At 65.6% G+C, this 24,879-nt stretch carries 27 protein-coding genes; 12 read left to right on the top strand and 15 right to left on the bottom strand.

Features of this window, described 5'->3' with window-relative positions:
* Positions 1-312, bottom strand: a 312-nt coding sequence (locus BRAO375_RS29570) for an AAA family ATPase (protein ID WP_035642989.1), incomplete at its 3' end; no start/stop codon positions are given.
* A gap of 450 nt (positions 313-762) precedes the next feature.
* Between BRAO375_RS29570 and BRAO375_RS29565 the strand changes: the two genes are divergently transcribed.
* Both BRAO375_RS29565 and BRAO375_RS29560 read left to right on the top strand, forming a co-directional pair.
* Positions 763-1,155, top strand: a complete 393-nt coding sequence (locus tag BRAO375_RS29565) for a response regulator (RefSeq protein ID WP_009031101.1) — start codon at positions 763-765, stop codon at positions 1,153-1,155.
* Between the two features lie 45 nt (positions 1,156-1,200).
* Positions 1,201-1,659, top strand: coding sequence for a SufE family protein (locus BRAO375_RS29560; protein WP_009031100.1), 459 nt, complete (start codon positions 1,201-1,203; stop codon positions 1,657-1,659).
* A 296-nt stretch (positions 1,660-1,955) separates the two neighbouring features.
* Here BRAO375_RS29560 and BRAO375_RS29555 read toward each other — a convergent pair whose 3' ends face one another.
* The 7 genes from BRAO375_RS29555 to BRAO375_RS29520 form a co-directional block, all read right to left on the bottom strand.
* Positions 1,956-3,197 (bottom strand): cysteine desulfurase, encoded by a 1,242-nt coding sequence (locus tag BRAO375_RS29555; RefSeq protein ID WP_009031099.1) that lies wholly within the window; start codon positions 3,195-3,197, stop codon positions 1,956-1,958.
* Positions 3,198-3,200: 3 nt separating this feature from the next.
* Positions 3,201-4,526 carry a Fe-S cluster assembly protein SufD gene (sufD, locus tag BRAO375_RS29550; protein WP_009031098.1) on the bottom strand — a complete coding sequence of 442 codons (1,326 nt, stop codon included), beginning with the start codon at positions 4,524-4,526 and terminating at the stop codon, positions 3,201-3,203.
* A gap of 15 nt (positions 4,527-4,541) precedes the next feature.
* On the bottom strand, positions 4,542-5,303 hold the full coding sequence (gene sufC, locus BRAO375_RS29545) for a Fe-S cluster assembly ATPase SufC (protein WP_006609650.1): 762 nt from the start codon (positions 5,301-5,303) through the stop codon (positions 4,542-4,544).
* A 37-nt stretch (positions 5,304-5,340) separates the two neighbouring features.
* Complete coding sequence (gene sufB / locus BRAO375_RS29540; RefSeq protein ID WP_009031097.1) at positions 5,341-6,858, bottom strand: Fe-S cluster assembly protein SufB; 1,518 nt, start codon at positions 6,856-6,858, stop codon at positions 5,341-5,343.
* A 38-nt stretch (positions 6,859-6,896) separates the two neighbouring features.
* Complete coding sequence (locus BRAO375_RS29535) at positions 6,897-7,091, bottom strand: 4Fe-4S dicluster domain-containing protein (RefSeq protein WP_009031096.1); 195 nt, start codon at positions 7,089-7,091, stop codon at positions 6,897-6,899.
* A 386-nt stretch (positions 7,092-7,477) separates the two neighbouring features.
* Positions 7,478-9,217, bottom strand: a complete 1,740-nt coding sequence (nifA, locus tag BRAO375_RS29525) for a nif-specific transcriptional activator NifA (protein ID WP_009031095.1) — start codon at positions 9,215-9,217, stop codon at positions 7,478-7,480.
* Between the two features lie 415 nt (positions 9,218-9,632).
* Positions 9,633-10,478 carry an SDR family NAD(P)-dependent oxidoreductase gene (locus BRAO375_RS29520; RefSeq protein WP_009031094.1) on the bottom strand — a complete coding sequence of 282 codons (846 nt, stop codon included), beginning with the start codon at positions 10,476-10,478 and terminating at the stop codon, positions 9,633-9,635.
* Between the two features lie 341 nt (positions 10,479-10,819).
* Here BRAO375_RS29520 and BRAO375_RS29515 point away from each other — a divergent pair, with 341 nt between their 5' ends.
* Positions 10,820-11,653, top strand: a complete 834-nt coding sequence (locus tag BRAO375_RS29515) for a xanthine dehydrogenase (protein ID WP_139031507.1) — start codon at positions 10,820-10,822, stop codon at positions 11,651-11,653.
* A 93-nt stretch (positions 11,654-11,746) separates the two neighbouring features.
* Entirely contained in the window at positions 11,747-11,980 is a 234-nt protein-coding gene (locus BRAO375_RS29510) for a (2Fe-2S)-binding protein (RefSeq protein WP_035642978.1), read from the top strand.
* A 278-nt stretch (positions 11,981-12,258) separates the two neighbouring features.
* Here BRAO375_RS29510 and BRAO375_RS29505 read toward each other — a convergent pair whose 3' ends face one another.
* Positions 12,259-13,119, bottom strand: coding sequence for an SDR family oxidoreductase (locus BRAO375_RS29505; RefSeq protein WP_009031091.1), 861 nt, complete (start codon positions 13,117-13,119; stop codon positions 12,259-12,261).
* A 150-nt stretch (positions 13,120-13,269) separates the two neighbouring features.
* Here BRAO375_RS29505 and BRAO375_RS29500 point away from each other — a divergent pair, with 150 nt between their 5' ends.
* A complete protein-coding gene (locus tag BRAO375_RS29500; RefSeq protein ID WP_009031090.1) occupies positions 13,270-13,464 on the top strand; it encodes a hypothetical protein in 195 nt (64 codons plus the stop codon).
* 369 nt (positions 13,465-13,833) lie between these two features.
* Here the strand turns inward: BRAO375_RS29500 and BRAO375_RS38245 are convergent, their stop codons facing one another.
* The 5 genes from BRAO375_RS38245 to BRAO375_RS29480 all read right to left on the bottom strand — a co-directional run bounded on the left by BRAO375_RS38245 (position 13,834) and on the right by BRAO375_RS29480 (position 16,874).
* Complete coding sequence (locus BRAO375_RS38245; RefSeq protein ID WP_008961662.1) at positions 13,834-13,989, bottom strand: hypothetical protein; 156 nt, start codon at positions 13,987-13,989, stop codon at positions 13,834-13,836.
* A gap of 22 nt (positions 13,990-14,011) precedes the next feature.
* Positions 14,012-14,200 (bottom strand): DUF2934 domain-containing protein, encoded by a 189-nt coding sequence (locus BRAO375_RS29495; RefSeq protein ID WP_009031089.1) that lies wholly within the window; start codon positions 14,198-14,200, stop codon positions 14,012-14,014.
* Between the two features lie 134 nt (positions 14,201-14,334).
* Positions 14,335-14,691 carry a hypothetical protein gene (locus BRAO375_RS29490; protein WP_009031088.1) on the bottom strand — a complete coding sequence of 119 codons (357 nt, stop codon included), beginning with the start codon at positions 14,689-14,691 and terminating at the stop codon, positions 14,335-14,337.
* Positions 14,692-14,800: 109 nt separating this feature from the next.
* Positions 14,801-15,397 (bottom strand): nucleoside deaminase, encoded by a 597-nt coding sequence (locus BRAO375_RS29485; RefSeq protein ID WP_009031087.1) that lies wholly within the window; start codon positions 15,395-15,397, stop codon positions 14,801-14,803.
* Positions 15,398-15,509: 112 nt separating this feature from the next.
* The gene (locus BRAO375_RS29480; protein WP_009031086.1) at positions 15,510-16,874 is read right to left on the bottom strand and encodes a histidine kinase; all 1,365 of its coding nucleotides are present in this window, start codon (positions 16,872-16,874) and stop codon (positions 15,510-15,512) included.
* A gap of 165 nt (positions 16,875-17,039) precedes the next feature.
* Here BRAO375_RS29480 and BRAO375_RS29475 point away from each other — a divergent pair, with 165 nt between their 5' ends.
* Together BRAO375_RS29475 and fghA are read left to right on the top strand one after the other, a co-directional pair.
* The gene (locus tag BRAO375_RS29475) at positions 17,040-17,660 is read left to right on the top strand and encodes a response regulator transcription factor (protein ID WP_009031085.1); all 621 of its coding nucleotides are present in this window, start codon (positions 17,040-17,042) and stop codon (positions 17,658-17,660) included.
* Positions 17,661-17,758: 98 nt separating this feature from the next.
* On the top strand, positions 17,759-18,604 hold the full coding sequence (gene fghA / locus BRAO375_RS29470) for an S-formylglutathione hydrolase (protein WP_009031084.1): 846 nt from the start codon (positions 17,759-17,761) through the stop codon (positions 18,602-18,604).
* Positions 18,605-19,457: 853 nt separating this feature from the next.
* On the opposite strand, the gene BRAO375_RS29460 is transcribed toward fghA, so the two are convergent.
* Positions 19,458-19,937, bottom strand: coding sequence for a DUF3280 domain-containing protein (locus tag BRAO375_RS29460; RefSeq protein ID WP_009031083.1), 480 nt, complete (start codon positions 19,935-19,937; stop codon positions 19,458-19,460).
* A gap of 141 nt (positions 19,938-20,078) precedes the next feature.
* Between BRAO375_RS29460 and BRAO375_RS29455 the strand changes: the two genes are divergently transcribed.
* From BRAO375_RS29455 to BRAO375_RS29435, 5 genes are all read left to right on the top strand, one after another.
* On the top strand, positions 20,079-21,287 hold the full coding sequence (locus BRAO375_RS29455) for a lanthanide ABC transporter ABC transporter substrate-binding protein PedA1 (RefSeq protein WP_009031082.1): 1,209 nt from the start codon (positions 20,079-20,081) through the stop codon (positions 21,285-21,287).
* Between the two features lie 314 nt (positions 21,288-21,601).
* Positions 21,602-22,597 (top strand): YVTN family beta-propeller repeat protein, encoded by a 996-nt coding sequence (locus tag BRAO375_RS29450; protein WP_009031081.1) that lies wholly within the window; start codon positions 21,602-21,604, stop codon positions 22,595-22,597.
* Complete coding sequence (locus BRAO375_RS29445) at positions 22,594-23,409, top strand: lanthanide ABC transporter ATP-binding protein PedB/LutE (protein ID WP_009031080.1); 816 nt, start codon at positions 22,594-22,596, stop codon at positions 23,407-23,409. The genes BRAO375_RS29450 and BRAO375_RS29445 overlap by 4 nt, the downstream gene beginning before the upstream one ends.
* On the top strand, positions 23,406-24,260 hold the full coding sequence (locus BRAO375_RS29440; protein ID WP_009031079.1) for a lanthanide ABC transporter permease protein PedC: 855 nt from the start codon (positions 23,406-23,408) through the stop codon (positions 24,258-24,260). The genes BRAO375_RS29445 and BRAO375_RS29440 overlap by 4 nt, the downstream gene beginning before the upstream one ends.
* Positions 24,257-24,868: a hypothetical protein gene (locus BRAO375_RS29435; RefSeq protein WP_009031078.1), complete on the top strand. Its 612-nt coding sequence runs from the start codon at positions 24,257-24,259 to the stop codon at positions 24,866-24,868. The genes BRAO375_RS29440 and BRAO375_RS29435 overlap by 4 nt, the downstream gene beginning before the upstream one ends.
* Positions 24,869-24,879: the final 11 nt, after the last annotated feature.

Genomic DNA, 24,879 nt, shown 5'->3' with positions numbered 1-24,879 from the left:
CACGCCGCGGCCGGCGCAGCCGACGCCCGGCTCCGGACCGCCGGACTCGACGCAACGGATGTCGCGATAGCCGACCTTCATCACCTCTTCGATCTCGAGGTCCTCGACGCTGCCCGCGGCAGCGGCCAGACTGAGAATGGTGTCCTGCGCCTTGGCGTGCAGGATCAGGCGGGTCGAATCCGCCTTGGGGTCGCAGCCGACGATCAGGATCCGATGACCCATCTCGGCGAGCGCCGCCAGAGTGTTCTGCGACGTCGTCGATTTGCCGATGCCGCCTTTGCCGTAGAATGCGATTTGTCGAAGTGATGACATTCTGCTCTCCATCAACCGATTGCCAATGTCCCGCATGCGCCTTGCATGACCAGGACCGCGTCCTCTCTCCAGAACCGGCAGACGGGTTATTGGGAAGGAGAGCATCGCTCGTCCGAAGCGTCGGCGTGCACTCAGCCCTCAACCATTGCCTGACCAGAGTTTTGCAACGGCTGTGCCAGAGCTTTGGAATCGTTAAAAAGGCCATGTTTTGAAAGAGATGCGGTCAAGCTCGACGCTAGGATGAGCTTGTTGCAAACCCGACATCTGGGTTTTTCACCCGACGCTCCCACGACGTGCTGTCCGAAACGACACATGTCGCCGCAGGCCTGAACCAAGCGCTCAACGAACCCCCGTCACGGCGCATGTGCGAAGCCTACAGAGGGCGCGGTACGGAGTTTGCTTGATGTAGATCAAACCCGTTTCACGAACGGGCCAGAAGGAGCATTTTCGATGTCGAGCAGGACGTGCGTCTTTGTCATTGAATCCGATCAGGTGATCCGTTCGGCGCTCGGCTATATCCTCAGCGAGCGTCATGAGACCTTCACCTTCGCGGAGACCGCTGATGCGCTGAGCAAGGCGGCACGGGCGACACCTGACGCGGTGCTGGTCGGCAGCAGCATCCTGGAGGATGGCGGCGCCGAGACCGTCGGCATGCTCGCCCGCAAGCTGAACCAGGCCGGCATCATCGTCGTCGCCGGCTCGACCAAGTCGCCGCTCGCGCTGGCGGGCCTGCGCCAGGGCGCCGAGGCGATCATTGCGAAGCCGATCACCTTCGACGGCGTGACCCATGCGGTCGACACGGTGCTGGCGCGCCGCGGCACCGAGCCGAGCCTCGCGACATAGCCGCCCCGGGGCGGATCGAGATCAGCAGACCACCAGGAGAGGATCATGTTGAAGATGGCCCAGACCGCAGCACCGGCGAATCCGGATATCGACGACATCGTTGAGAACTTCGCGCTGCTCGACGACTGGGACGACCGCTACCGCTACGTCATCGAGCTCGGCCGCGGCCTGACGCCCCTGCCCGACGCCGACCGCAACGACGGCAACAAGGTCCAGGGCTGCACCAGCCAGGTCTGGGTCGCGACATCGGTACGCCACGGCGCAGCGCCGGTGCTCGACTTCGTCGGCGACAGCGACGCCCACATCGTCCGCGGCCTGGTCGCGATCCTGCTCGCGATGGTCTCCGGCCGCACCGCCCCCGAGATCCTCGCCGCCGATCCGATCGCGCTGTTCGAGAAGCTCGGCCTGCGCGAGCATCTGACGCCGCAGCGCTCCAACGGCTTCCGCTCGATGGTCAGCCGCATCAAGGCCGATGCGCAGGCGGCGATGGCCGCGGCGGCGTAGGTTTTGATGGGCTGGTTTGCTTGGTTAGTCTAGCCCCGCCTCGCGCGGCGCATGCGGTCCAAGCCTCTCCCCGCGTGCGGGGAGAGGCCGGATTTCATCGCAGATGAAATCCGGGTGAGGGGGACTCTCCGCGAGTCTGGTGCGAGTGTCACACCCACCGACCGTGCGGAGAGTCCCCCTCACCCCAACCCTCTCCCCGCAAGCGGGGCGAGGGAGCGCACCGCCGGCTTGGTGAGCGCTCGACTCCAACTTGCAAAAGTCAGGCGGGACCTATTACAGGGCGGCACAAGAGCGGCCTACGAGAAGAACTCCTGCGCCTTCTTCAGCGCGCGGACGAGCACGTCGACCTCTTCCCGCGTGTTGTACATCGCAAACGACGCCCGGCAGGTTGCCGAGACGCCAAAGCGCTCCAAGAGCGGCATCGCGCAATGGGTGCCGGCGCGCACCGCGACGCCGGAACGGTCGATGACGGTGGCGAAGTCGTGGGCGTGGGCGCCCTGCATCTCGAACGAGACGATGGCGCCCTTGTCGACGGCGTTGCCGATGATGCGCAGTGAGTTGATCTCGCGCAGCTGCTCGGTCGCGTAGGTCACGAGATCATGCTCATGCGCGGCGATGCGCTGCTTGCCGATCGAGGCGACGTAGTCGATCGCAGCACCGAGCCCCGCGGCCTCGACGATCGGCGGCGTGCCGGCCTCGAAACGGTGCGGCGGGTCGCCGTATGTGACGAAATCCCGCGACACCTCGCGGATCATCTCGCCGCCGCCGTTGAACGGCGGCATCGAAGCCAGGAGCTCGCGCTTGCCATACAGCGCGCCGATGCCGGTCGGGCCGTAGATCTTGTGCCCGGTGATGCAGTAGAAATCCGCGTCGAGGTCGCGGACGTCGACCTCCATATGCACCGCAGCCTGCGACCCGTCGATCAGAACGGGGATGCCGCGGTCGTGCGCGATGCGGATGACCTCCTTGACCGGCACCACCGTGCCGAGCACGTTCGACATCTGCGTCATCGCCACCATCTTGGTGCGTGGCGTCAGCAGCTTCTCGAACTCGTCGAGCAGGAAGTTGCCGTCATCGTCGACGGGAGCCCATTTGATGACAGCGCCCTGACGCTCCCGGAGAAAATGCCAGGGGATGATGTTGGCATGGTGCTCCATGATCGAGAGCACGATCTCGTCCCCCGGCCCGATCCGCTCGCGGCCGAAGGTCTGCGCGACCAGGTTCACCGCCTCGGTGGCGCCCCGGGTGAAGATGATCTGCTCGGGGCTCTCGGCATTGAGGAACGTCGCCACCTTGGCGCGGGCGCCCTCATAGGCCTCGGTGGCGGCGTTGGCGAGATAATGCAGCCCGCGATGCACATTGGCGTATTCCGACGTGTAGACCTGGTTCATCCGGTCCAGCACCGCCTGCGGCTTCTGCGCCGAGGCGGCGTTGTCGAGATAGACCAGCGGCTTGCCGTGGACCTGCATGCCGAGGATGGGAAAATCCGCCCGGATGCGGCCGACATCGTAGCCGCTCCCGTTCACCGCTGCATGCATCGTCTACTCCCGTCGTCCGAGCCAGCCCAGCAGCGCCCCGGTCAGCGCGTCGCGCACGCTCTCATTGGCCGCGCCCTCGATGATCTCGCCGATGAAGGCCTGGATCAGCAGCGCCTTCGCTTCCGCCGGCGGGATGCCGCGCGCCATCAGGTAGAACAGCAGCTCATCATCGATCGCGCCGGTCGTGGTGCCGTGGCCGCACTGCACGTCGTCGGCGAAGATCTCGAGCTCCGGCTTGCTATCGGCCTCGGCCTCGTCGGACAGCAGCAGCGCCCGCGACATCATCTTGGCGTCGGTCTTCTGCGCACCGGGGGCGACCGTGATCTTGCCCTGGAACACCGCGCGGGCGGTGTCGCCGACGACGGCCTTGAAGGTCTCGCGGCTCTGGCCGTTCTCCGCGGCATGCTCGATCGACAGCGTGGTGTCGGCATGCTGCGTCCCCGACAGCAGCGAGCCGCCGCGGATGTCGGCGACGGTGCCCTCGCCCGCAAGGCGGACGAACAGCTGGTTGCGGACCAAGCTGCCGCCGGCGACGAAGCCGAGCTGATTGAAGGTCGCGCGCGCGCCGATATTGGCGAGCAGCGAGCCGATGTGCAGCGCGCTGCCGCCCTCGCTGACGACCTTGATGTGGTCGATGCGCGCCTCGTCGCCGACGACGAGCTGCATCGCGGTATTGACCTGATACTCGCTGCCGTCAGGCCCCTGATGCGACTCGACGATGGTGGCGCCGGCACCGGCGCCGATATTGACCAGCGAGCGGGTGAACATCGAGGTCGCGACCCAATTGGTCGTGACGAAAGCGACGTGGATCGGCCGGCTCAGCGCGGTGCCCGGCGCGACCAGGATGACGACACCATTGGCCGCCAGCGCGGTGTTGAGCGCCAGCGCCGGATCGTCGTCCGGCACGATCGCGCCGAGGCGCTGCGACAGCAGCGGCTTGTCGGCGGCGAGCGCATCGGCCATCGGCTGGATGGTCAGACCGGGCTCGAGCCCGGCGAGGTCAGACAGCTCTGGCACGAAGGCGCCATCGACGATGACGAGCTTGCGGAAGCCGGCGCCGGCAAACAGATCCTTTGCCTCTCGCGCTTTAGCCTTGGCGGCGTCGTCCGGCAGCGAGGCGAGCCGCTTGGCTTCCTTCATCTGCGTGCGCAGATCGGTGTAGCGCCACGCCTCGACGCGCCGGTGCGGCAGGCCGACCGCGCTGAAGCGGTCGAACGCAGCGGCACGCACAGCCGTGATCTCCTCGCCGCCCGGCAGATAGCGGCGGGCGCCCTGGTACAGATCGGCCAGTCCGAGCTCGGCCTTGGTCTTGCGGATCGCGACGCCCATGCTCGTGCCCGCCCCTTATGCCGCTTCGCTCTGATACTGCGCGTAACCGGTCGCCTCGAGCTCACGCGCGAGATCCGCTCCGCCGGTGCGGACGATGCGGCCAGCCGCGAACACATGGACGATGTCCGGCACGATGTAGTCGAGCAGCCTCTGGTAGTGGGTGATCACGATCATGCCGCGCTCGGCCGAGCGCAACGCATTGACGCCGTTGGCGACGACCTTCAGCGCGTCGATGTCGAGACCCGAATCCGTCTCGTCGAGCACGCAGAGCGACGGCTGTAGCAGCGCCATCTGCAGGGTCTCGTTGCGCTTCTTCTCGCCGCCGGAGAAGCCGACATTGAGCGGCCGCTTCAGCATCTCGGAATCGATGTTCAGGGTCTTGGCGATCTCGCGGACGCGCTTGATCAGGTCCGGCGAGGACAGTTCCTCCTCGCCGCGCGCCTTGCGCTGGGCGTTGAAGGCGGCGCGCAGGAACGTCAGGGTCGCGACGCCGGGGATCTCCAGCGGATATTGGAACGCCAGGAACACGCCCTTGGCGGCGCGCTCGTCGGCAGACATCGCCAGCAGGTCCTCGCCGTTGAGATAAACCTCGCCGGCGGTGATCTCATAGCCGGGCTTGCCGGCGAGCACGTAGGAGAGCGTCGACTTGCCGGCGCCGTTCGGCCCCATGATGGCGTGGATCTCGCCCTTGTTCACGGTCAGGTCCAGGCCCTGGATGATCTTGCGACCACCGGAGATCTCGGCATGGAGCCCCTTGATTTCGAGCAAGGCCGTCATCGAACACTCCTTCATGTTGTCGCCGCGCGCGACGTCCTCATCCAACTGAACCTTCGAGGCTGATCGAGATCAGCTTCTGCGCCTCGACCGCGAACTCCATCGGCAGCTGCTGCAGCACGTCCTTGACGAAGCCGTTGACGACGAGCCCGACCGCCTCTTCCTGCGAAAGGCCGCGCTGGATGCAGTAGAACAGCACGTCCTCGGAGATCTTCGACGTCGTTGCCTCGTGCTCGAACACCGCCGACGAGTTCTTGGCCTCGATGTAGGGGACGGTGTGCGCGCCGCACTGGTCACCGATCAGCAGCGAGTCGCAGGCGGTGAAGTTGCGCGCGCCGGAGGCTTTGCGGTGGGCGCTGACGAGGCCGCGATAGGTGTTCTGCGACTTGCCGGCGGCTATGCCCTTGGAGATGATCCGGCTCGACGTGTTCTTGCCGAGATGAATCATCTTGGTGCCGCTATCGACCTGCTGGAAGCCGTTGGAGATCGCGATCGAGTAGAATTCGCCGCTGGAATTGTCGCCGCGCAGGATGCAGCTCGGATATTTCCAGGTGATCGCCGATCCCGTCTCGACCTGCGTCCAGGAGATCTTTGAATTCGCGCCACGGCAGTCGCCGCGCTTGGTGACGAAATTGTAGATGCCGCCGACGCCCTCGGAATTGCCGGGATACCAGTTCTGCACCGTCGAATATTTGATCTCGGCATCATCCAGCGCAACCAGCTCGACGACGGCGGCGTGCAGCTGGTTCTCGTCGCGCTGCGGCGCAGTGCAGCCTTCGAGATAGGAAACGTAGGCGCCCTTGTCGGCGATGATCAAGGTACGCTCGAACTGACCGGTGTTGCGCTCGTTGATGCGGAAGTAGGTCGACAGTTCCATCGGGCAGCGCACGCCCGGCGGGATGTAGACGAACGAGCCGTCCGAGAACACCGCCGAGTTGAGCGTGGCGAAATAATTGTCGGTGGTCGGCACCACCGTGCCGAGATATTTCTGCACCAGGTCGGGATGCTCGCGCAGCGCCTCGGAGATCGGCATGAAGATCACGCCGGCCTTCTTCAGCTCCTCCTTGAAGGTCGTGGCGACCGAGACCGAGTCGAACACGGCGTCGACCGCGATCTTGGTGCGCGGCGCGGCCGCCTCTCCGTCTTCGCTTTCCACCGCCGCGGACGGACGCTCGACGCCCTCGAGGAGCTCGACCTCGCGCAAGGGAATGCCGAGCTTCTCATAGGTCTTCAGGATCTCCGGATCGATCTCGTCGAGCGAGGCGACCTTCTTCTTCGGCTTCGGCGCCGAATAATAATAGAGATCCTGATAGTCAATCTTGGGGTAGCCGACGCGCGCCCAGGTCGGCTCGGTCATGGTCAGCCAGCGGCGATACGCCTCCAGCCGCCATTCCAGCATCCAGGCCGGCTCATTCTTCTTGGCCGAGATGAAGCGGATGGTGTCTTCCGACAGCCCCTTCGGAGCCTTCTCGGATTCGATCTGCGTCTCGAACCCGTAACGATATTGATCGACGTCAATGCCCTTGACCCGATCAATGGTCTCCTGAACCGCTGCCATCTCTCACTCCGCTTCCAAGGCTCAACAAGGCGCCCGCCTCAGGCGGGCACGCAGGTGTCCGGCACCGGACAGACGGCAGCACATTGCGGCGCGTCGAAGTGGCCTTCGCATTCCGTGCACTTCTTCGGATCGATGATGTACATGTCGTTCTTCAGCCGGATGGCCGCATTCGGACATTCGAACTCGCAGGCCCCGCAGACCGTGCATTGTGAGGCGATGATCTTGTAGCTCATGTGCTGTTCCCCGCGCTCCAGCGACATCGGGCGATGTCATTCGCGCATGATCTTTCAAGCGCCGTGCCAGAGCGCATTTGGTTGATTTCTAAGGAGGATTCTAAATGTCACTGACAGCGGCCAGCTGTCGCTCTCCCGACAGCATGTCGTAAGTGCGACAGGAGCGGCTGATGGACATGCCCGCCGTTGGAGTCGAGCTCTCGCCGCGCTGACGGTGAGCTCCCCTCCCCGCAAGGGGGAGGGGAGCCCACCGCCGCTGGAGCGACAGTCGGGCTCTCATGACGACAGCTGTGATCGCACTAACCATCGCTTTTGACTCGAGCATCGCCTCAAGCAAAAAGGGCGCGCTACCAGCGCGCCCTTCGGAACAGCTCACGCTCATCCACTCAGAACCGCTTGACCTCGATATTGTACTTCTTCAGCGCGTAGCCGATCTGACGGGGAGTCAAGCCCAGCAGGCGCGCGGCCTTGGCCTGGACCCAGCCGGAGCGTTCCATCGCTTGCACGATGCGATCGCGCTCGGGAACGGCGCCGCCATCCATCGCCTCGGAATACTCGCCATCGTCGACATCGCTTACCGCTGCTTCGACCGGAGTCTCGATCGGTGCCGACGTGCGCGGCAGGATCGGCAGCGGCACCATCGGCTGGCCGCGCGGTGGCGGCGGCGTGACCGTGTTGCCCTTCCACAGGATCGCCGACATGCACTCGTTGCGGCTGCAGGCGAAGTCGTGCTGGCCGATCGCCGATCCCGCCGCCAGGGTCGCCGTCCGCTGCACGCAGTTCTCCAGTTCGCGCACATTGCCAGGGAAGCCGCAATGCATCAGCACCTCGATGGCACTCACGTCGAAAGTGAGATCGCGCTCGTTCTCGCAATTGAAGCGGCGCAGGAACTCGCGCGCCAGCTGCGGGATGTCGCTGCGCCGGTCTCGCAGCGGCGGCAGCTTGATCGGCACCACGCTGATCCGGTAGTAAAGGTCGGCGCGGAATTCGTTGCGCGCCACCGCCTCTTCCAGATTGCGGTTGGTGGCGGTGACGATGCGGACGTCGACCTTGATGGTCTGATTGCCGCCGACGCGCTCGAACTCCTGCTCCTGCAGCACGCGCAAAAGCTTCGCCTGGAACGCCGGCGAGATCTCGCCGATCTCGTCGAGAAACAAGGTGCCCTTATCGGCCAGCTCGAAGCGGCCCTTGCGCGCATTGATCGCGCCGGTGAAAGCGCCCTTCTCGTGGCCGAACAGCTCGGACTCCAGCACCGTCTCGGGAAGCGCCGCGCAGTTGATCTTGATGAACGGCCGCTTGGCGCGATTCGACATCTCGTGGATCGCCTTCGCCACCAGCTCCTTGCCGGTGCCGGATTCACCGCGCAACAGCACCGGCGCGTTCGACTTGGCGACGACGTTGATCTTCTCCAGCAACGCGCGCAGCGCCGGGCTGTCGCCGACGATGCCGTCGACCAGCACCTTCTTGCCCTTGGTGGGCGCCGGCTTCAGCTCCATCAATTCCTTCTGCAACCGGTGGCTCTCGGCCATCAGCCGCTCGCGGTCGCGCGCGACGACGCGATGCAGCTTGATGGTCTGGCCGATCAGATTGGCAACCATGGTCAGGAAGCGGACATCCGAGTCGAGCCGGAACACGGCGCGGCCGTCCCAGACGCGGTCGATCGTCAAGGTGCCGACGACGCGCTGGTCGATGCGGATGGGCACGCCGAGGAACGACACGCGCGTGTCGGCGCCGGCCCCGAGCGTCGTTGCATCAGCGGCGCTGAAGGCGGGATGATCAGCGACGTTCTCCGCGATCAGCGGCACGGCGGTGGCCACGATCTGGTCGATGGCCTTCTGCGGCAGCCGCTCGCGATAACGCTGGTCGCTGCCCTCGCTCCACCCGGCGCCGACGGCGAGATCGGGAATGCCGTCATCGGCGAGCAGCGACACCACGCCGTGGCGCATCTGCATGAAGGACTGCAGCAGGTTGACGACGTTGGCGAGGGTGATTTCCAGCCGCGTCGGCGCGGCCAGGATTTTCGAGATTTCGAAAATTCCGGTCAGCGCGATCTCGCTGAGCGGTATCGGGGCAGCATTGGACCTGACGTCCTGAGCTTCGACCTGACGTGTTTCCGTTTGGACCATGGTCGCTTCTCTGATGGTCACGGACGCTCTCGACGAGATCGCCCGCGATTGTAGGCGTTCTAACATCCTCCCTTAACTGCAGTTGATTGTCGTGCCTAACTTTGCTGCATTGCCGCAGAAGTAGTGTGCAGCAAACAGAACAGAAAAGCTGCAGAACTTCATGGCCTTAACAAATTAGTTTGCACCTTGCGCGATGCGCGCACTGCACGGTCGCCGACGCGGTGAAAACAGCGCGTCTGGCGAATTCCTGTTGTCTTCCCGACACCTAGGATTCAGCGAACCGCGGCTGGCCTGCGAGCAGCTCGCAAGCGCCCCAACTGAACACCAGGTTTCCACGTCAGTCGTGGCACTCGCCGCGTGCGGCTGCCAGCTCCTGATGCCCCCGCCTTCACATCGGCGTGTAGCTCGGATCAACCTAGAGGTGCTGGCCTCCATTGATCTGAATCTCCTCGCCGGTCACGTAGCTCGCCGCGTCCGAGCACAGGAAGAACAGCACCTTGGCAACCTCTTCCGGCGCGCCGATCCGGCGCATCGGAATCAGCGGCGAAAAGCGCGCCTCGGTCTCGGGCGACACCATCTCCGTCTTGATCTCGCCGGGCGCGATCGCGTTGACGCGGATGCCATGCGGGGCGAAGTCGTGCGCCATCTCGCGGGTCAGGCAGGCGAGCGCCGCCTTGGAGGTCGCATAGGCCGTGCCGGCAAACGGATGCACCCGGGTGCCCACGATCGAGGTCACGTTGACCACCGCGCCCTGCCCGCGCTTCAGCTCCTCGAACAGGCCGCGCGCCAGCAGGATCGGTCCGAGGAAGTTGACGTGGAAGACGGTCATCCACGTCTCGACCGAGGTCGCCAACGAATCCAATCGGCCGCCATCCTCGGCCTTCGGCGAGATCGCGGCATTGTTGATGAGCGCATGCAGCGGCGCGCCGTCGAGGCGCTCCTTGATGTCGGCAATCGCACGCGGGATCGCCTTGCGGTCACTGAGATCGACCTGGACGTGGTTGTCTGGCCCGGCGTCCCACGGACAGCGGCCGCCATCGAACGGCTGGCGCGAGCAGGTGATGATGCGCCAGCCCGCGTCCGAGAACAGCCGCGCCGTCGCGTGACCGATGCCGCGCGAGCCGCCGGTCAGCACCAGCGTCTTCTGCTCGGCGCGCTGCGGACGCTCCGCGGCCGCCATGTCGCGATGGAACGGGCATGAGGCGATGTCGGCCGCATCGATGGCCGGCTCGCGGACGTCCTGGTCGAGATCGAGACTCACCTCATCCGCCCTGATCCTGCACCGCGCTTCACCGAGACTCTCCGCGGATTCGTCATGCGCCGGTTGTGCAGATTCCGGGCCAGCGAAAACCGCGCGCAGCCCCGCTGTTCCCTGTCGGGTTCGCGACAGATTGGCGGGTTCAGGACAGATCCAGCGTCGGCTTTCCGCCGCGCCCATTCTAAGGCGTTCTGAACTCAAGACGTTCAAACGATGATCATTTTCGACATGCTCGGCGCTGGTCCGACTCTTGCTCAACCGAAGTGATCAATTTGATCTGAAAGTTGGCTTTCCACCGTCACGACGGAGGGCCACGAGACGCCGAACGCCGTATGGACCGGGACATGGGGACGACTGCAGTGCGCTTCGCCGTCGTCCTCGGGACCAACGACGTCGCGTCGGCGATCGCCGTGCATCTGCATCGCGCGGGCTTCTGCGTGGTGCTGTCGCATGACCCCAATCCGCCGGTCATGCGGCGCAAGATGGCGTTTCACGACGCTCTGTTCGGCGACAGCGTTCGTGTCGAGACCGTGATCGGCGAGCGCATCGACAGCACCATGGACGTGTTCAAGGCGCTCGGCGATCCCCAGCACGTCCTGGTCACCCCGCTTGGGCTGATCGATCTGCTGCCGGTCCGCGCCATCGACGTGCTGGTCGACGCGCGCATGCAGACGCGCGAGGTGACCCCCAATCTGCGCGGCATGACGCGGCTGTCGATCGGCATCGGCCCGGGCTTCTCGCCCTCGGCCAATTGCGACGTCGCGATCGAGACCCGGCCAGATCGGCTTGGGCAGATCGTACGCGAGGGCTGGACGCTGGCGAAGGATGATGTGGGCGAGCTCGGCGGCGTCGGCGCCGAGCGCCTGGTGCATTCGCCGCATGAGGGCCGCTGGCATACGCCGGTCGAGATCGGCACGCGGATCTACAAGGGGTTTGTGATCGGCCATCTCTCGGGTGAGCCGGTGGCCGCGCCTTACGATGGTATCCTGCGCGGCATCGTCCGCGACGGCAGCGACGTGTCGGCCGGCGTGGCGCTCGCCGAGATCGATCCGCGCGGCCGCCACGCGCAGTGGACCGGCATCGATGCGCAGGGACAGGCGCTGGCGCAGGCGACGCTGGCCGCAATCCGGCTGCACGCCGCCGACCGCATCGGCGCGAGCGCCGGCAGCCTGCGCTGATCTCCCGCCTTCGAACGATTCTGATTAGCCCGCGTCCCGGATGCCCGCCTTGGCATCGCCGTTGCTTATCGTTGGCAGGAGCGAGCAACAGCCATGATCATTTGTTCCTGCAACGTCATCAGCGACACGGCCATTCGTGACGTCGTCACGGCGGCCGACATCACCTTCGGTTCGCCGGCACAAGTGTATGATTGCCTCGGCTGCTCGGTCCAATGCGGCCTCTGCTCGCGCTCGGTGAAGCGGATTCTGGAGGAACGAATGGGCGAGACGGCGGTGTGGCCGGTACAGACCGAACCCGCGCCGTGCCAGCTGATGTCGGTCGCCTGACAAGCGACAGACCAGACCTGTCGCCTCGCGCGCTGTCGGATGTCGGACAAAGCCGACAGCGGCACCGAGACGGAGTTTCGGTGGATAGGCGACATACACCTGCATCACCCCGCCCGTCATTCCGGGGCAAGGCCGCAGGCCTTGAACCCGGAATCTCGAGCTTGTCTTGCAATGCTTCTCCGCAATCTCGAGATTCCGGGTTCAATCGCCAACGCGCCGTCGCATTGACGATTGCCCCGGAATGACGGTGCGTCGATGCAGTTCGACGATGCGGATCCTCAAATGAACGGCTTCCCGCCCGTGACCGCCACCGTGGTCCCCGACGTGTAGCTCGACAGCGGATCGGCCAGCATCACGTAGGCCGTCGCCAGCTCGGCCGGCTGGCCGGCGCGCTTCATTGGCACCTGTTGGCCGAAGCTCTTCACCCTGTCCTCGGACATCGTGGAGGGGATCAGCGGTGTCCAGATCGGACCGGGCGCGACGGCATTGGCGCGAATGCCTTTCTCGGCCAGCATCTGGGCAAGGCCGCCGGTGAAGTTCTGGATTGCGCCTTTCGTCGTGGCATAGGCGAGCAGACTCGGATTGGGCATGTCGGAATTCACCGAGGCGGTGTTGACGATCGCGCTGCCGGGCTTCATGTGCGGCACCGCCGCCTTGGTCAGATAGAACATCGCGTGGATGTTGGTGCGGAAGGTCATCTCCCACTCCTCATCCGAAATATCGCCGATGTCGCTGAAGGTCGCCTGATGCGCGGCGTTGTTGACCAGGATGTCGATGCCGCCGAGCTCGTCGACCGCACGCTGGATGATCGCCCGGCAATGCGCGGCGTCCTGGATGTTGCCGGGCATGAGCAGCGCTTTGCGTCCTTCGTTCTCGATCAGCTGCTGCACCTCTTTGGCGTCGTCATGCTCCTCGAGATAGGCGATCAGGACATCGGCGCCCTCGCGGGCGTAGGCGATCGCGACCGCGCGGCCGATGCCGCTGTCACCACCGGTGATGACGGCCTTCTTGCCGGTAAGCTTGCCCGAGCCCTTGTAGCTGGCCTCGCCATGATCGGGTTTTGGCCGCATCTCGGCCGTGCGGCCCGGCATGGCCTGCTGCTGCGGCGGAAACGGCGGCTTGGGGTATTGGTCGGGCATGATCGCGCTCCTGACGTTTGATGCAGCTTCAATCGCAGTGCCGGAGTCGCGTTCCTGTCGCGGAGGGGCCGCGGCTGTCAGCTCGCCGCACGGAACGCCAGCGCCTCTGCCCGCATTGCCTTGACGACGAGGACGACGAAGGAGCGAGCCATGGCCAAGGATCTTCGCAGGGATCTTCGCAAGGATCTTCCCATCAACGGACGCGAGCCCGACCGCTCCGAAGATGACATCCAGCGCGATCAACTCGGCCCGCGTGGCGTACCCGGCGGAAACGATCCGGCGAAGATGACGCCGCAACGCGACAAGAAGACGCCGGACGATCTCGATCCTGGGCATACGGCGTGAGAGCATAGGTCTAGATCGGAGACGAGATGGCCGGGTAGATATGGCCTGATAACTCGCACCACCCGTGCCGCTGCCCCTCACCCCAGCCCTCTTCCCGTAAGAACGGGGAGAGGGAGCGCGGCTCGCTCGTGGCCACGATTTCTATGACGTCGACTATCAACTCATAAGCAGATCTGTCTGTCAGTTATTCGCGCTCTGCGGATACCAACGATGCTCAGGTATTTTCTGTGCAAGTAACGATAGAATCTACTCGCCAAATCGGCGGTGCACTCCCTCTCCCCGTTCTTACGGGGAGAGGGGCAGCGGCACGGGAAGTGCCAATGATGACCCCTGAAGCCCTGCCCTTACCCGACGCAACGCCCATCCACCTCAATGGGTCTTGCTCTCGCCCCACTTCTCGAGATCCTTTGCCGCCTCGGAGCGCTGCTCCTTCTCCGGCTTCTCGGCCCAGGGCTTGTCGGTCTGCTTCATCGATCCCCAGTCGCTCTCCTGGCGGGGATCGTCCTTCGGTGTTTCCTTGCTCATGGCCAATCCTTTCGTGTCGCACTCATCCCGGCAGAATGGTCGGCGGCGCTGCCGTCGCCTCGTCATGCAGCTCGTCGGTTTCACGGACCTCGCGCTCCGCCTGATACCAGAACTCATCCTCGCGACCGTCCGGACGGCCGGACTGCTCCCACAAGTGATGGGCGCGTTCGCGGATCCTGTCTTGCAGACCTGTGTCGCTGCTGTGTCCCATAATGCTCCTCGCAAACGGCCGTCGTGACATGACCTGCGTGGCAATCATCGGGGCAGAGCGAAGTTCCAAGGCCGGACGCCGCCGCGGACGATCCGCCGCAGCGCGCCTCACACGTCAGGACGATCCCGCTCTCGTCAGCTCAGCGTGCCCGGCATGAAGCAGCGGATGGATGTGCCGAGCGAACCCTTGATGGGCCACACCATGGTGCGGCCGGCGCGGTTGGGCTCCCTGATGACGGCGTCGTCCGGCACCACGATCCATTCGCCGTCGAGCCGCACCCGATAATGCGTGCCCTGCAGATCCCAATCGGGATCCGAGACCGCCAATCCGTCCGCATCCGAACAGCACGGGCCGCGGCCGCTTCTGAGGCTGTCGAACCAACCCTTGAGTGGCGAGTTGGCATAGCGACCGTCGTCACGCGCGACGGCATGGTTGAAGGACAGCGCAGCCGCCACCGCGGCGCCGCTCAGCGCAAGCAAGGTTCTGGTCATCTGATCACCGCAAGCTACCGGCGCGTGCTCCGGACTGCGGCTCACGCGGATTGTAAGTTGCTCGTTGAAATGCGGCGTCCGATCGTTTGTTCCTAGGCAGGGTTGCCGCCTAGCGGCGCCACAACCTGTCGACCATCCAGCGCAGCGAGGCTGCGGCGAGACTGCGCTTGCGACCGCGCTTGGTGCCGTGCAGCACATCCGCCCTGATGAGATCGCGCAGCTCGACGAACGTCCAGAACAGCGGATTCCACGCCTGCATCACCGCAGCCGCCTCATGCGTGAAAAAGCCCGCGACGATGTCGGGCGGCGTGGCGAACACCTCGGGCATGCGCGACGACAGGCCGTCGTCGCCGAGGATGTTCCAGCGGCTGTGGCCACCCATGACCGGCGACCCCAGGCCATAGACGACGCGGCCGATGCGCACCTCGCGCATCGCATAGGCGCACATCGGACACGGCTCGACCAGCGTATAGAGCGTGCAGTCGTCAAGGGAGCTGGTGCCGAGCGCCTTCTGCGCCTGCGAGATCGCCACCAGCTCGGCGTGCTGAGTCACGTCGCGATCCGCGTTGGCGCGATTGATGGACTCACAGACCATCCGCCCGTTGCGGCCGATCACGGCGGCGTAGGGCACCTCGCCGCGCGCACGCGCCGAGGACGCGAGCGCGAGGCAGCGCCGCATCATTGCAGCGTCCTGATCGGTCGTCATGGCTCTGCACTCCCCCCGGGCTCATCGGCATGGGCGGGACGCGACCGCCCTGCGCGTCCCGGTGGCACCACAACGTCGGACGCGCGAAATCGAGCCTATTTGAGTTCCCGGCTCACGCAGCGTCCGCCGGCGCCATGGCATCGGCCGGCACCAGCGCCTCGATGGTGACCCCCGCAGCGGTCGAGGCCACGGTCAAGGTGCCGCCGAGCGCCAGCAGCCGCTCGCGCATGCCGGTCAGCCCGAAGCCGAGCTTGTGCTCCGCCTTCAGCCCGCGGCCGTCGTCGCGGACGCACACCCGCGTGTAGCTGCGGCGCTGTCCGCCCGCCGTCTGCTGCAGCGGCTCGATGGTGACGTCCACCGCGGTCGCCTCGGCATGGCGGAACACGTTGGTCAGCGACTCCTGCACGACGCGGTAGATCGTCAGCTCCGCGGTTTCGTTGCTGCGCGCGACGGTGTCGGTGATCGTGGTCTCGATCGCCACCTCGGGCCGCGACTCCCGCCACAGCCGCACCAATGCGCCGAGGGCATCGCGCAGGCCGAGTTCGGCGAGGCCGACCGGGCGCAGCCGCTCCAGGATGCGACGATTGAACTGCTGCACGGCGTTGACCTGGTCGAGGATCGCCTGGCCGTGCCGGCGCATTGCGGCAATATCCAGCGTCGCCGCGTCCGGCAATCGCATCAGCGCGCTGGCATGGGCGCGCAGCGCGAACAGATGCGGCCCGAACTCGTCATGCAGCTCGCGCGCGATCTCCTTGCGCTCGAGGTCCTGCAGCGACACGGTGCGCTCGGCGAGCCGCCGCTTCTCCTCGACTGCCTCGCCGAGCGCACCGGCGAGATGGTTGAGCTTGGCGCAGAGCGCGGCGAGCTCGGGGGCGCCGCCCGGCTTGACGCGCGTATCATAGGCGCCGGTCTCGATCCGGCTCATCGCCTCCGAGAGATCGCCGAGCGGCGCCAGCGCGCGGCCGACGACAAGCGTCGTGATTCCGAACAGTGCGAGGCCGACGAGCGAGCCGACCACCAGCTGCGTGAGAATGCCGTCCCAGATCTCGGCGATCTCATCGTCGGGATGCGAGGTGATCACCAGCGTTTGGGCGCGGCCGGCGACGATCACGGGCATGCTGACCGAGGTCTTGTCGGGATGCACCAGCGCGATGAACCAGGCCGGCGCCGCGCGACCGACGCCGGAGGATGAGGGCGTCTGCACCGGAGTCCCCTGCCGGCCAACGCTGACATGGCGCAGCTGCCCGAGATCGCTGACGATGCGGTTCAGGCGGGCATCCGGATCCGGGGCGTCATTGACCTCGTCCATGATGGTCTCGATGAAGGCGCGGGTCAGGCGGATGACGCTCTGGTCCTCGGCGAGCACGCGCGGCGCAGCCTCCAGCGCGAGACGGCCGATATTGATGCCGAGCCCCAGCGTCAGCACCAAAGCGAGCAGCACGTTGATGCGCCTGCGCAACGACCAATTCTGCCACATTGTCTCCGCCTCGAAGCCACCTTGTTCCACGCGCACTCACATTGACAGACAAATCCGCCAGCGATCTAATTGCAACATGTTGCAGCACCGCGCAGCATGCATCCATGATGCATCGCAACAATGACGCGAGTTGGAAGTCCGGGACCCCAAGGTGACCTCAAGGCCATGCGCGTACTGATCGTCGACGATCACCCCATTGTGGCGTCCGGCTGCCGGGCCCTGCTCTCCGGCGATCCGGATTTCGAGCTGATCGAGGCCGCCGATGCCGAGAGCGGCGAATCCAGCTTCATCGCGCGCCGTCCCGACGTCTGCGTGATCGACATCAACCTGCCGACCGTGTCCGGCTTCGAGCTGGCGCGCCGCATCCTCGCGCATGATGCGAGCGCCCGGCTGATCATGTTCAGCATGAACGACGATCCGGTGTTCGCCGCCCGCGCCATCGACATCGGCGCCAAGGGCTATGTCTCCAAGAGCGGCGATCCGAACGATCTCGCCGAGGCGATCCGCGAGGTCTCCAGTGGCGGCAGCTATCTGCCGCCGGCGATCGCGCGCAGCATCGCATTCGCAGGTGCGGCCGTGGCGCAGAGCCCGCTGGCGAAATTGACCTCGCGCGAGCTCGAGATCCTGCGCCTGCTCAGTGCCGGCAAGAGCCTGTCCGAAATTGCCTGGCTGATCCACTCGTCCTACAAGACGGTGGCCAACACGTCCTCGATCATTCGCCAGAAGCTCGGGGTGCGAACCTCCGGCGAGCTGGTGCGGCTGGCGATCGAGAACGGCGTCGCATAGACTGCTCTCGAGGCCAGTCTTGATTGAACGACGCAGCCCACAATGCGTTGGCCAAGCCCTCGCCGGCCATCCTTTATCATTGCCGCACAGGTGATCCCATGACGCTCACGACCGTCTCGCAGAACAAGTCCCATGGCGGCGTCCAAGGCGTCTATCGCCATGCCAGCCAGGAAACCAAGACCGAGATGACGTTCTCGGTGTTCGTGCCGGCGCATGCCGAAGGCGCGAAGCTGCCGGTCGTCTGGTATCTCTCCGGCCTGACCTGCACGCACGCCAATGTCACCGAGAAGGGCGAGTTCCGCGCCGCCTGCGCCGAGCTCGGCCTGATCTTCGTCGCCCCCGACACCTCGCCGCGCGGCGACGGCGTGCCGGGCGATGCCAACAACGCCTATGATTTCGGCCTCGGCGCCGGCTTCTATGTCGATGCGACACAGGAGCCGTTCGCGAAAAACTATCGGATGTGGAGCTACGTCACCGAGGAGCTGCCGCACGTGGTGGCGGCGAACTTCCCCGTCGATCCGCGCCGGCAATCGGTGATGGGCCATTCGATGGGCGGCCATGGCGCGCTGACGGTGGCGCTGCGCAACCCGGACCGCTACCGCGCCGCCAGCGCGTTCTCGCCGATCGTCGCCCCCTCGCAGGTGCCATGGGGCGAAAAGGCGCTCGGTGGCTATCTCGGCAGCGACAAGGCGGCATGGCGCAAGCACGACGCGGTGGCGCTGATCGAGGATGGCGCGCGCGTCTCGGACCTGCTGGTCGATGTCGGCACCGCCGATCAGTTCCTGACGCAACAGCTCCGCCCGGAGCTGCTCAAGGCCGCCTGCGAGAAGGCCAACATCCCGCTGCTGCTGCGCAAGCAGGAGGGCTACGACCACAGCTACTATTTCATCTCGACCTACATGGCCGATCATCTGCGCTGGCACGCCGCCCGGCTCGGGCGTTGAATCTCAGCCGCAGCCTGATTTGCGCGTCGGGCGCGATGACGTGCCCGACGCTTTCGTCTCACGCGCTTTCGCGCCTGGTTTGATCTGCGCGCGGATCTCGATTTCCGCAGGCCGAGCAACGCGATCACCTCTGTCCAGTCCCCCGGTGAAAAAGATTCAACTTCCGTTTTTCAGAATTTCATGATTGTATCGCGCATCCCGCCTCGTCGAGAGGGCGTATCGCGGTCGTCACGAACGTGGAGGTGGGATGCGGTGGACGCCGGCGGTGCGCAGCATGCTTGAACGCATGCGGACGAACGCGCCACGGTGTACGGCCAAGTCGCGTGGTCCTGGCATCCCGAAGCCGATGCCCCCGCGGCGGCGTGCGAAAGCGTGTCGTCGCGCACGGTGACCAGACAGCCCGGCGCACCGGGGAGAACGCGAAGCAACCGTTAAGACCATCCGCGCAGGGAGGGTCGGGATGTCCGAGCCGAACCTGTGGTACCTGCCGCCTGCATTTCTTTCTGCAGGCGGGCCATGGGGGCGGCAGGCTCCCGGCCTTCCCTGCGCCTCTCTGTTTGAGAGAGGCGATCGAGACGCAGAGCTCGGGCTTCATCAGCCGCGAGAACGCGCGATCATGTCCGGCGCGCACGTCGCGGCGTCGGGGCCTCATGGTTCGAGACGCGCCGCCGGACACGCCGATGATTGGGCTGGCTGAGGTGCACCGCGCTCCTCACCATGAGGGCAATGAGCGCGGCTTGATGCAGCAGATCCCGGATATCGCCACACACTCCGCCCTCATCCTGAGGGGCCCGCCGTCAGGCGCGCGTCTCGAAGGATGGCCGCGGGCTCTGCTGGCAGTGACGCTGCAGGCCTACTGCGCCTGCGGCGCGCCGTAGTTCGGGGCCAGCAGGCGATTGCGGAGCAGCCAGGCCATGGTGCGGGTCCAGGATTCGTCGGTGTTGCCGCGCATGTCGGCGGTCATGGCCGCGACCGGCTTCCCGGTGTGAACGTCGCGCAGATAGATGTTCATGTTGAGGATGAGATTGGAGACCTTCTGCACCGTGCCGGTGATGGCGAGATCGGCGCCGATGTCGCCCGCGAGCTTGACGTCGCAGCCGCCGCAGGCCTGCAGATTGCTGTGGTGCGCCGCATCGTTAATGGGGGCGATATCGAGCACGCGGTATTTGCCGGACTCCTGCAGCGCCGACCGCAGTTGCTCGGCCGCATGCGCCAGCCTTTGCTGCTCATCCTGGCGCGGCCCCTGCACCTCGCCCTGCAGGCTGGTGTCGATCAGCTCGAAATCGAACACCGCCACCTTGGGCGGCTCGGCATGCGCTGATGTTGCAGACATCAGGATCAGGGATGCGAGGAGGACAGCCAGTTTCAAGGTCGTGATCCGAATGACGCGACAGCGGCGAAAAGTGGGGTTGAAAGCTAGGCCAAATCGTTCATCTTGCAAGATGAAACCTCGCCGAGAAACGACGGGGGAACAATGGGAGGACATGTGGTCCTGGGAGTTCTGGCCCGATCTCTGATCGGCGCGATCGGCCTCATTGCCGCCGCAACCGCTGCTGAGGCGGCGGACCCGGTCGACATTGCGATCGGCTATCTCGGCCGCGCCGGCGTGCCGCAGACCTTGTCGCCGCTCGATCAGCCGGCGGCCGATGACGGCGTCGCCGGCGCCAAGCTCGCGATCGAGGACAACAACACCACGGGCAAGTTCCTCAACCAGCGCTTCACGCTGCTCGACCGCCGCGTGAAGGATGACGAGGACGCGGCCCAGGCCGCCAATGAGCTTGCCGGCAAGACCGGCTTCATCCTCGCCGATCTGCCGGCGGATGCGCTGCTGAGGGTCGCTGACAGCCTGCGCGGCCGCGGCATCACCCTGCTCAATGTCGGCGCCACCGACGATCGCCTGCGCGAGCAGGACTGCCGCGCCAATGTCATCCATGTCGCGCCGACCCGCTCGATGCTGGCCGATGGCCTCGCGCAATATCTGGTGTGGAAGCAGTGGAAGCGCTGGCTGCTCGTCACCGGCTCGCACGACAACGACAAGCTGTTCGCCGACGCGCTGCGCCGCGCCGCCACCCGCTTCGGCGCCAAGATCGTCGAGGAGCGCGTCTTCGAGGACACCGGCGGCGCACGCCGAACCGATAGCGGCGTCACCCTGATCCAGCGCCAGATGCCGGTGTTCACGCAAAAGGCCCCGGCCTACGACGTGCTCGTTGCCGCCGACGAGAGCGAGGTGTTCGCCAACTACCTGCCCTACCGCACCTGGGACCCGCGTCCCGTCGCCGGCTCCGCGGGCCTGCGGCCGACCAGCTGGGACCCGGCGCAGGACCAGTGGGGCGCGACGCAATTGCAGAACCGCTTCATGAAGATGGCATTGCGCCGCATGGATGCGCTGGACATGCAGGCCTGGATGGCCGTGCGCATGGTCGGCGAAGCGGCCTCGCGCACCAACTCCGGTGATGCCAAGGCGATGACGGACTATCTCAAGAGCCCGAACTTCACCATCGCTGCCTTCAAGGGCACCCGCCTCTCCCTGCGCGACTGGAACCTGCAACTGCGCCAGCCGATCCTGCTGGCGGACGGCCGCATGATCGTCTCGGTCTCTCCGCAGGAAGGCTTCCTGCACCAGGTCTCCGAACTCGACACCCTCGGCGTCGACCGCCCCGAAACCAAGTGCAAGCTGCAATGATGTCGGATGAGATGATGTTGATGAAGATGCGCAGTCCGACAGGTCGAATACTGAAAGCCGCGCCCGGCTCGAAGCCGCGCCCTTGTGAGGAGACCACCGTCGACACCGCGGGCGCGGTGCAAGCGTCTCCCCGCGTGCGGGGAGAGGCCGGATTGCATCGCAGATGCAATCCGGGTGAGAGGGACTCTCCGCTGGGTCTGGTGCCCGCGGCTGCCCCTCACCCCAACCCACTCCCCGTGAAGGACGGGGAGAGGGAGCGCACTGCCGACGCCGCGACAGGTCGGCTCCATCTGACAAGGGGTCGGATAGGAAAATTGCGCGATCAAATTCCGACGCGTGCGGCCTTCGCAGCATTACTGCTCAGCGCCGCACTCTCCCTTGCCACCATCACCCCCGCTTCCGCCTACGTCGCCTTCGTCTCCAACGAGAAAGGCAACACCGTCTCCGTCATCGACACCGACAGCTGGACCGTCACCAAGACCATCAAGGTCGGCCAGCGCCCGCGCGGCATCGCGTTCACCCGGGACGGCAAGTTCGTCATGGTCGCCGTTGGCGACGACGACACTATCCAGCTGATCGACGCCAAGAAGATGGAGATCGTCGACACCCTGCCCTCCGGTCCCGATCCCGAGCTGTTCGCGCAGGACGCCCAGGGCAAGACGCTCTACGTTGCCAACGAGAACGACAACACCGTCACCGTGCTCGACCTCGAGAAGCGCGTCCGTATCGGCGACGTCCAGGTCGGCGTCGAGCCCGAGGGCATGATGCTGAGCCCGGACGGCAAGATCCTGATCTGCACCTCCGAGACCACCAACATGGCGCATTTCATCGACACGGCAACGCGAAAGATCGTCGCCAACGTGCTGGTCGACGCGCGGCCGCGCTATGCCGAGTTCAAGAGCGATGGCTCGGAGCTGTGGGTGTCGGCCGAGATCGGCGGCACGGTGTCGATCATCGATCCGGCCAAGCGCGAGGTGACGGGCAAGATCAAGTTCGCCGTGCCCGGCCTGCGCAGCGAGGCGATCCAGCCGGTCGGCATCAGCCTGACCAAGGACGGAAAGACCGGCTTCGTCGCGCTCGGCCCGGCCAATCGCGTCGCGGTCGTCGACGGCACCACCCACGAGGTGAAGAAATATCTGCTGGTCGGCCAGCGCGTCTGGCACATGGAGTTCACCCCGGACGAGAAATATCTGCTGGTCACCAACGGCGTCTCCAACGACGTCTCGGTGATCGACGTCGCCGCGCAGAAGGTGATCAAGACCATCCAGGTCGGCGAGCTGCCCTGGGGCATCACGATTGCACAGCCATGACGACGCAGAACGCACCCGCTCTCGACACCACAGGCTCGGCAACGCAGCCGGTGCTCCAACAGGTCCCGGCGCTGTCGGTTGCCGGCGTGAGCCATTCCTACGGCGCACGCAAGGCGCTCAACGACGTCTCCTTCGTGGTGAAGCCCGCGAGCTTCACCGCCCTGCTCGGCCTCAACGGGGCGGGCAAGAGCACGCTGTTCTCGCTGATCACTCGCCTGTTCGCAGTTCAGTCCGGACAGATCAACATCTTCGGCCATGACATCGGCCGCACGCCGGGCGAGGCGCTGCGGCTGCTCGGGGTCGTGTTCCAGCCGCGCACGGTCGATCTCGATCTGTCGCTGCGGCAGAACCTGCTTTATCACGCTGCCCTGCACGGCATCTCCCGACGCGAGGCCCGCGCACGCAGCGAGGAGTTGCTGGCGCGCATCGGGCTGGCCGACCGCGCCGGCAACAAGGTCCGCGACCTCTCCGGCGGCCAGATGCGCCGGCTGGAGATCGCCCGTGCGCTGCTGCACCGGCCGCGCCTGCTGCTGCTCGACGAGGCTACCGTCGGGCTCGACGTCAAGGCGCGCGCCGACATCGTCGGCCATGTCCGCCAGCTCGTCACCGAGCAGGGCATCGGCGTGCTCTGGGCGACGCATCTGTTCGACGAGATCGCGCCGACCGATGATCTCGTGGTGCTGCATCAGGGCCGCGTGCTGGCGCGCGGGCCGGTGCCGCAAGTGATCGCCGAGGCCGGAGCCTCCGACGTCAACGCCGCCTTTGCGCGGCTGACGACCCAGGCTAGCCCCGCGCGGAGTGCCGACGCATGACCGTCACCACCGTTCACACCCCCGCCCCCACTCGCAGCGGCTTCTCCGCCGGCGAATACATCACCTGCCTGATCGGCATCGTCTGGCGCGAGGGACTGCGCTTCCTGCATCAGCGCGAGCGGTTTGTCTCGGCCCTGGTGCGGCCGCTGGTCTGGCTGTTCATCTTTGCCGCCGGCTTCCGCCAGGTGCTGGGCATCTCGATCATCCCGCCCTACGAGACCTACATCCTCTACGAGGTCTATATCGCGCCCGGCCTGATGGCGATGATCCAGCTGTTCAACGGCATGCAGTCCTCGCTGTCGATGGTCTACGACCGCGAGATGGGCAACATGCGCACCCTGCTGGTGAGCCCGCTGCCGCGCGGCTACCTGCTGTTCTGCAAGCTGCTCGCCGGCACCGCCGTCTCGGTGCTGCAGGTCTATGCGTTCCTGGTCATCGCCTGGTTCTGGGACATCACGCCGCCCCCGATGGGCTATCTCACGGTGCTGCCGGCGCTGATCCTGTCCGGCCTGATGCTCGGCGCGCTGGGCATGCTGATCTCCTCCGGCATCAAGCAGCTGGAGAATTTTGCCGGCGTCATGAACTTCGTGATCTTCCCGATGTTCTTCGCCTCGTCGGCGCTCTATCCGCTCTGGCGCGTCGAGGAAGGCAGCCCCTGGCTCGCCTATCTGTGTGAGGCGAATCCCTTCACCCACGCGGTCGAGCTCATTCGCTTTGCGCTCTATGGCAAGCTGAACTGGGTGTCGCTCGCGGTGGTCGGCGGCTGCACCGCCGTGTTCATGATCGGCGCGATCCTGGCCTACGATCCGTCGCGCGGGTTTGTCAGGCGTGGTCCCGGAGGCGAGGCATGAAGGTGAGATCGATCCTGGCAGCCATTGCCGTCGCCGCATCCACGGCGGCTGCGCTGGCCGCAGATCCGCGCTATCCGGACTGGCCCTGCCCGCAGGCCAAGGTGCCGGAGATCTCGATCGCGGCTGTCTGGGCAGGCCCGCCGATCGACGATGTGGGCGCGAGCTGGAAGGATGATCCGAAGATTTCCGAGCTCGTCGCCAAGCTCGCGGCGCGCCGCATCCCGCTCGAGCAGGCGCAGAAGGATGTCGCCGATTTCCTCACCGGCACCGCCGAGGAAAAAGCGCGCAAGGGCAAGCTGCTGTTTGCCGGCCTGTTCGACACGCTCAATGCGCAGCGCACATCGGTGATGAATGGCCTTGAGCGCGTCATGCGCAAGCAGCGCGACGCCGTCGACAAGGTCCGAGGCGACACCATCAAGCTGCAGGAGATGCAGAGCAGCGCCACGCGCGACGAGGCCAAGGTCGAGGAGTTGAGCAATCAGCTCAACTGGGAGACCCGCATCTTCGAGGACCGCCGCCGCGTCATGAAATTCGTCTGCGAGGTCCCGACCGCCATCGACCAACGCCTGTTCGCGCTCGCCCGCGAAATCCAGCAGGACATGGAGTAGCTGCGCGGATG

Source organism: Bradyrhizobium sp. ORS 375 (assembly GCF_000239775.1).
In the GTDB taxonomy this organism is placed as follows: domain Bacteria; phylum Pseudomonadota; class Alphaproteobacteria; order Rhizobiales; family Xanthobacteraceae; genus Bradyrhizobium.
This window is presented reverse-complemented; position numbering and strand designations above follow the sequence as displayed.

Coding starts and splice junctions, on each gene's coding strand:
- BRAO375_RS29565 (WP_009031101.1), top strand. CDS start 763: ATGTCGAGCAGGACGTGCGTCTTTGTCATTGAATCCGATCAGGTGATC.
- BRAO375_RS29560 (WP_009031100.1), top strand. CDS start 1,201: ATGTTGAAGATGGCCCAGACCGCAGCACCGGCGAATCCGGATATCGAC.
- BRAO375_RS29555 (WP_009031099.1), bottom strand. CDS start 3,197: ATGCATGCAGCGGTGAACGGGAGCGGCTACGATGTCGGCCGCATCCGG.
- sufD (WP_009031098.1), bottom strand. CDS start 4,526: ATGGGCGTCGCGATCCGCAAGACCAAGGCCGAGCTCGGACTGGCCGAT.
- sufC (WP_006609650.1), bottom strand. CDS start 5,303: ATGACGGCCTTGCTCGAAATCAAGGGGCTCCATGCCGAGATCTCCGGT.
- sufB (WP_009031097.1), bottom strand. CDS start 6,858: ATGGCAGCGGTTCAGGAGACCATTGATCGGGTCAAGGGCATTGACGTC.
- BRAO375_RS29535 (WP_009031096.1), bottom strand. CDS start 7,091: ATGAGCTACAAGATCATCGCCTCACAATGCACGGTCTGCGGGGCCTGC.
- nifA (WP_009031095.1), bottom strand. CDS start 9,217: ATGGTCCAAACGGAAACACGTCAGGTCGAAGCTCAGGACGTCAGGTCC.
- BRAO375_RS29515 (WP_139031507.1), top strand. CDS start 10,820: ATGGGGACGACTGCAGTGCGCTTCGCCGTCGTCCTCGGGACCAACGAC.
- BRAO375_RS29510 (WP_035642978.1), top strand. CDS start 11,747: ATGATCATTTGTTCCTGCAACGTCATCAGCGACACGGCCATTCGTGAC.
- BRAO375_RS29505 (WP_009031091.1), bottom strand. CDS start 13,119: ATGCCCGACCAATACCCCAAGCCGCCGTTTCCGCCGCAGCAGCAGGCC.
- BRAO375_RS29500 (WP_009031090.1), top strand. CDS start 13,270: ATGGCCAAGGATCTTCGCAGGGATCTTCGCAAGGATCTTCCCATCAAC.
- BRAO375_RS38245 (WP_008961662.1), bottom strand. CDS start 13,989: ATGAGCAAGGAAACACCGAAGGACGATCCCCGCCAGGAGAGCGACTGG.
- BRAO375_RS29495 (WP_009031089.1), bottom strand. CDS start 14,200: ATGGGACACAGCAGCGACACAGGTCTGCAAGACAGGATCCGCGAACGC.
- BRAO375_RS29490 (WP_009031088.1), bottom strand. CDS start 14,691: ATGACCAGAACCTTGCTTGCGCTGAGCGGCGCCGCGGTGGCGGCTGCG.
- BRAO375_RS29485 (WP_009031087.1), bottom strand. CDS start 15,397: ATGACGACCGATCAGGACGCTGCAATGATGCGGCGCTGCCTCGCGCTC.
- BRAO375_RS29480 (WP_009031086.1), bottom strand. CDS start 16,874: ATGTGGCAGAATTGGTCGTTGCGCAGGCGCATCAACGTGCTGCTCGCT.
- BRAO375_RS29475 (WP_009031085.1), top strand. CDS start 17,040: ATGCGCGTACTGATCGTCGACGATCACCCCATTGTGGCGTCCGGCTGC.
- fghA (WP_009031084.1), top strand. CDS start 17,759: ATGACGCTCACGACCGTCTCGCAGAACAAGTCCCATGGCGGCGTCCAA.
- BRAO375_RS29460 (WP_009031083.1), bottom strand. CDS start 19,937: ATGTCTGCAACATCAGCGCATGCCGAGCCGCCCAAGGTGGCGGTGTTC.
- BRAO375_RS29455 (WP_009031082.1), top strand. CDS start 20,079: ATGGGAGGACATGTGGTCCTGGGAGTTCTGGCCCGATCTCTGATCGGC.
- BRAO375_RS29445 (WP_009031080.1), top strand. CDS start 22,594: ATGACGACGCAGAACGCACCCGCTCTCGACACCACAGGCTCGGCAACG.
- BRAO375_RS29440 (WP_009031079.1), top strand. CDS start 23,406: ATGACCGTCACCACCGTTCACACCCCCGCCCCCACTCGCAGCGGCTTC.
- BRAO375_RS29435 (WP_009031078.1), top strand. CDS start 24,257: ATGAAGGTGAGATCGATCCTGGCAGCCATTGCCGTCGCCGCATCCACG.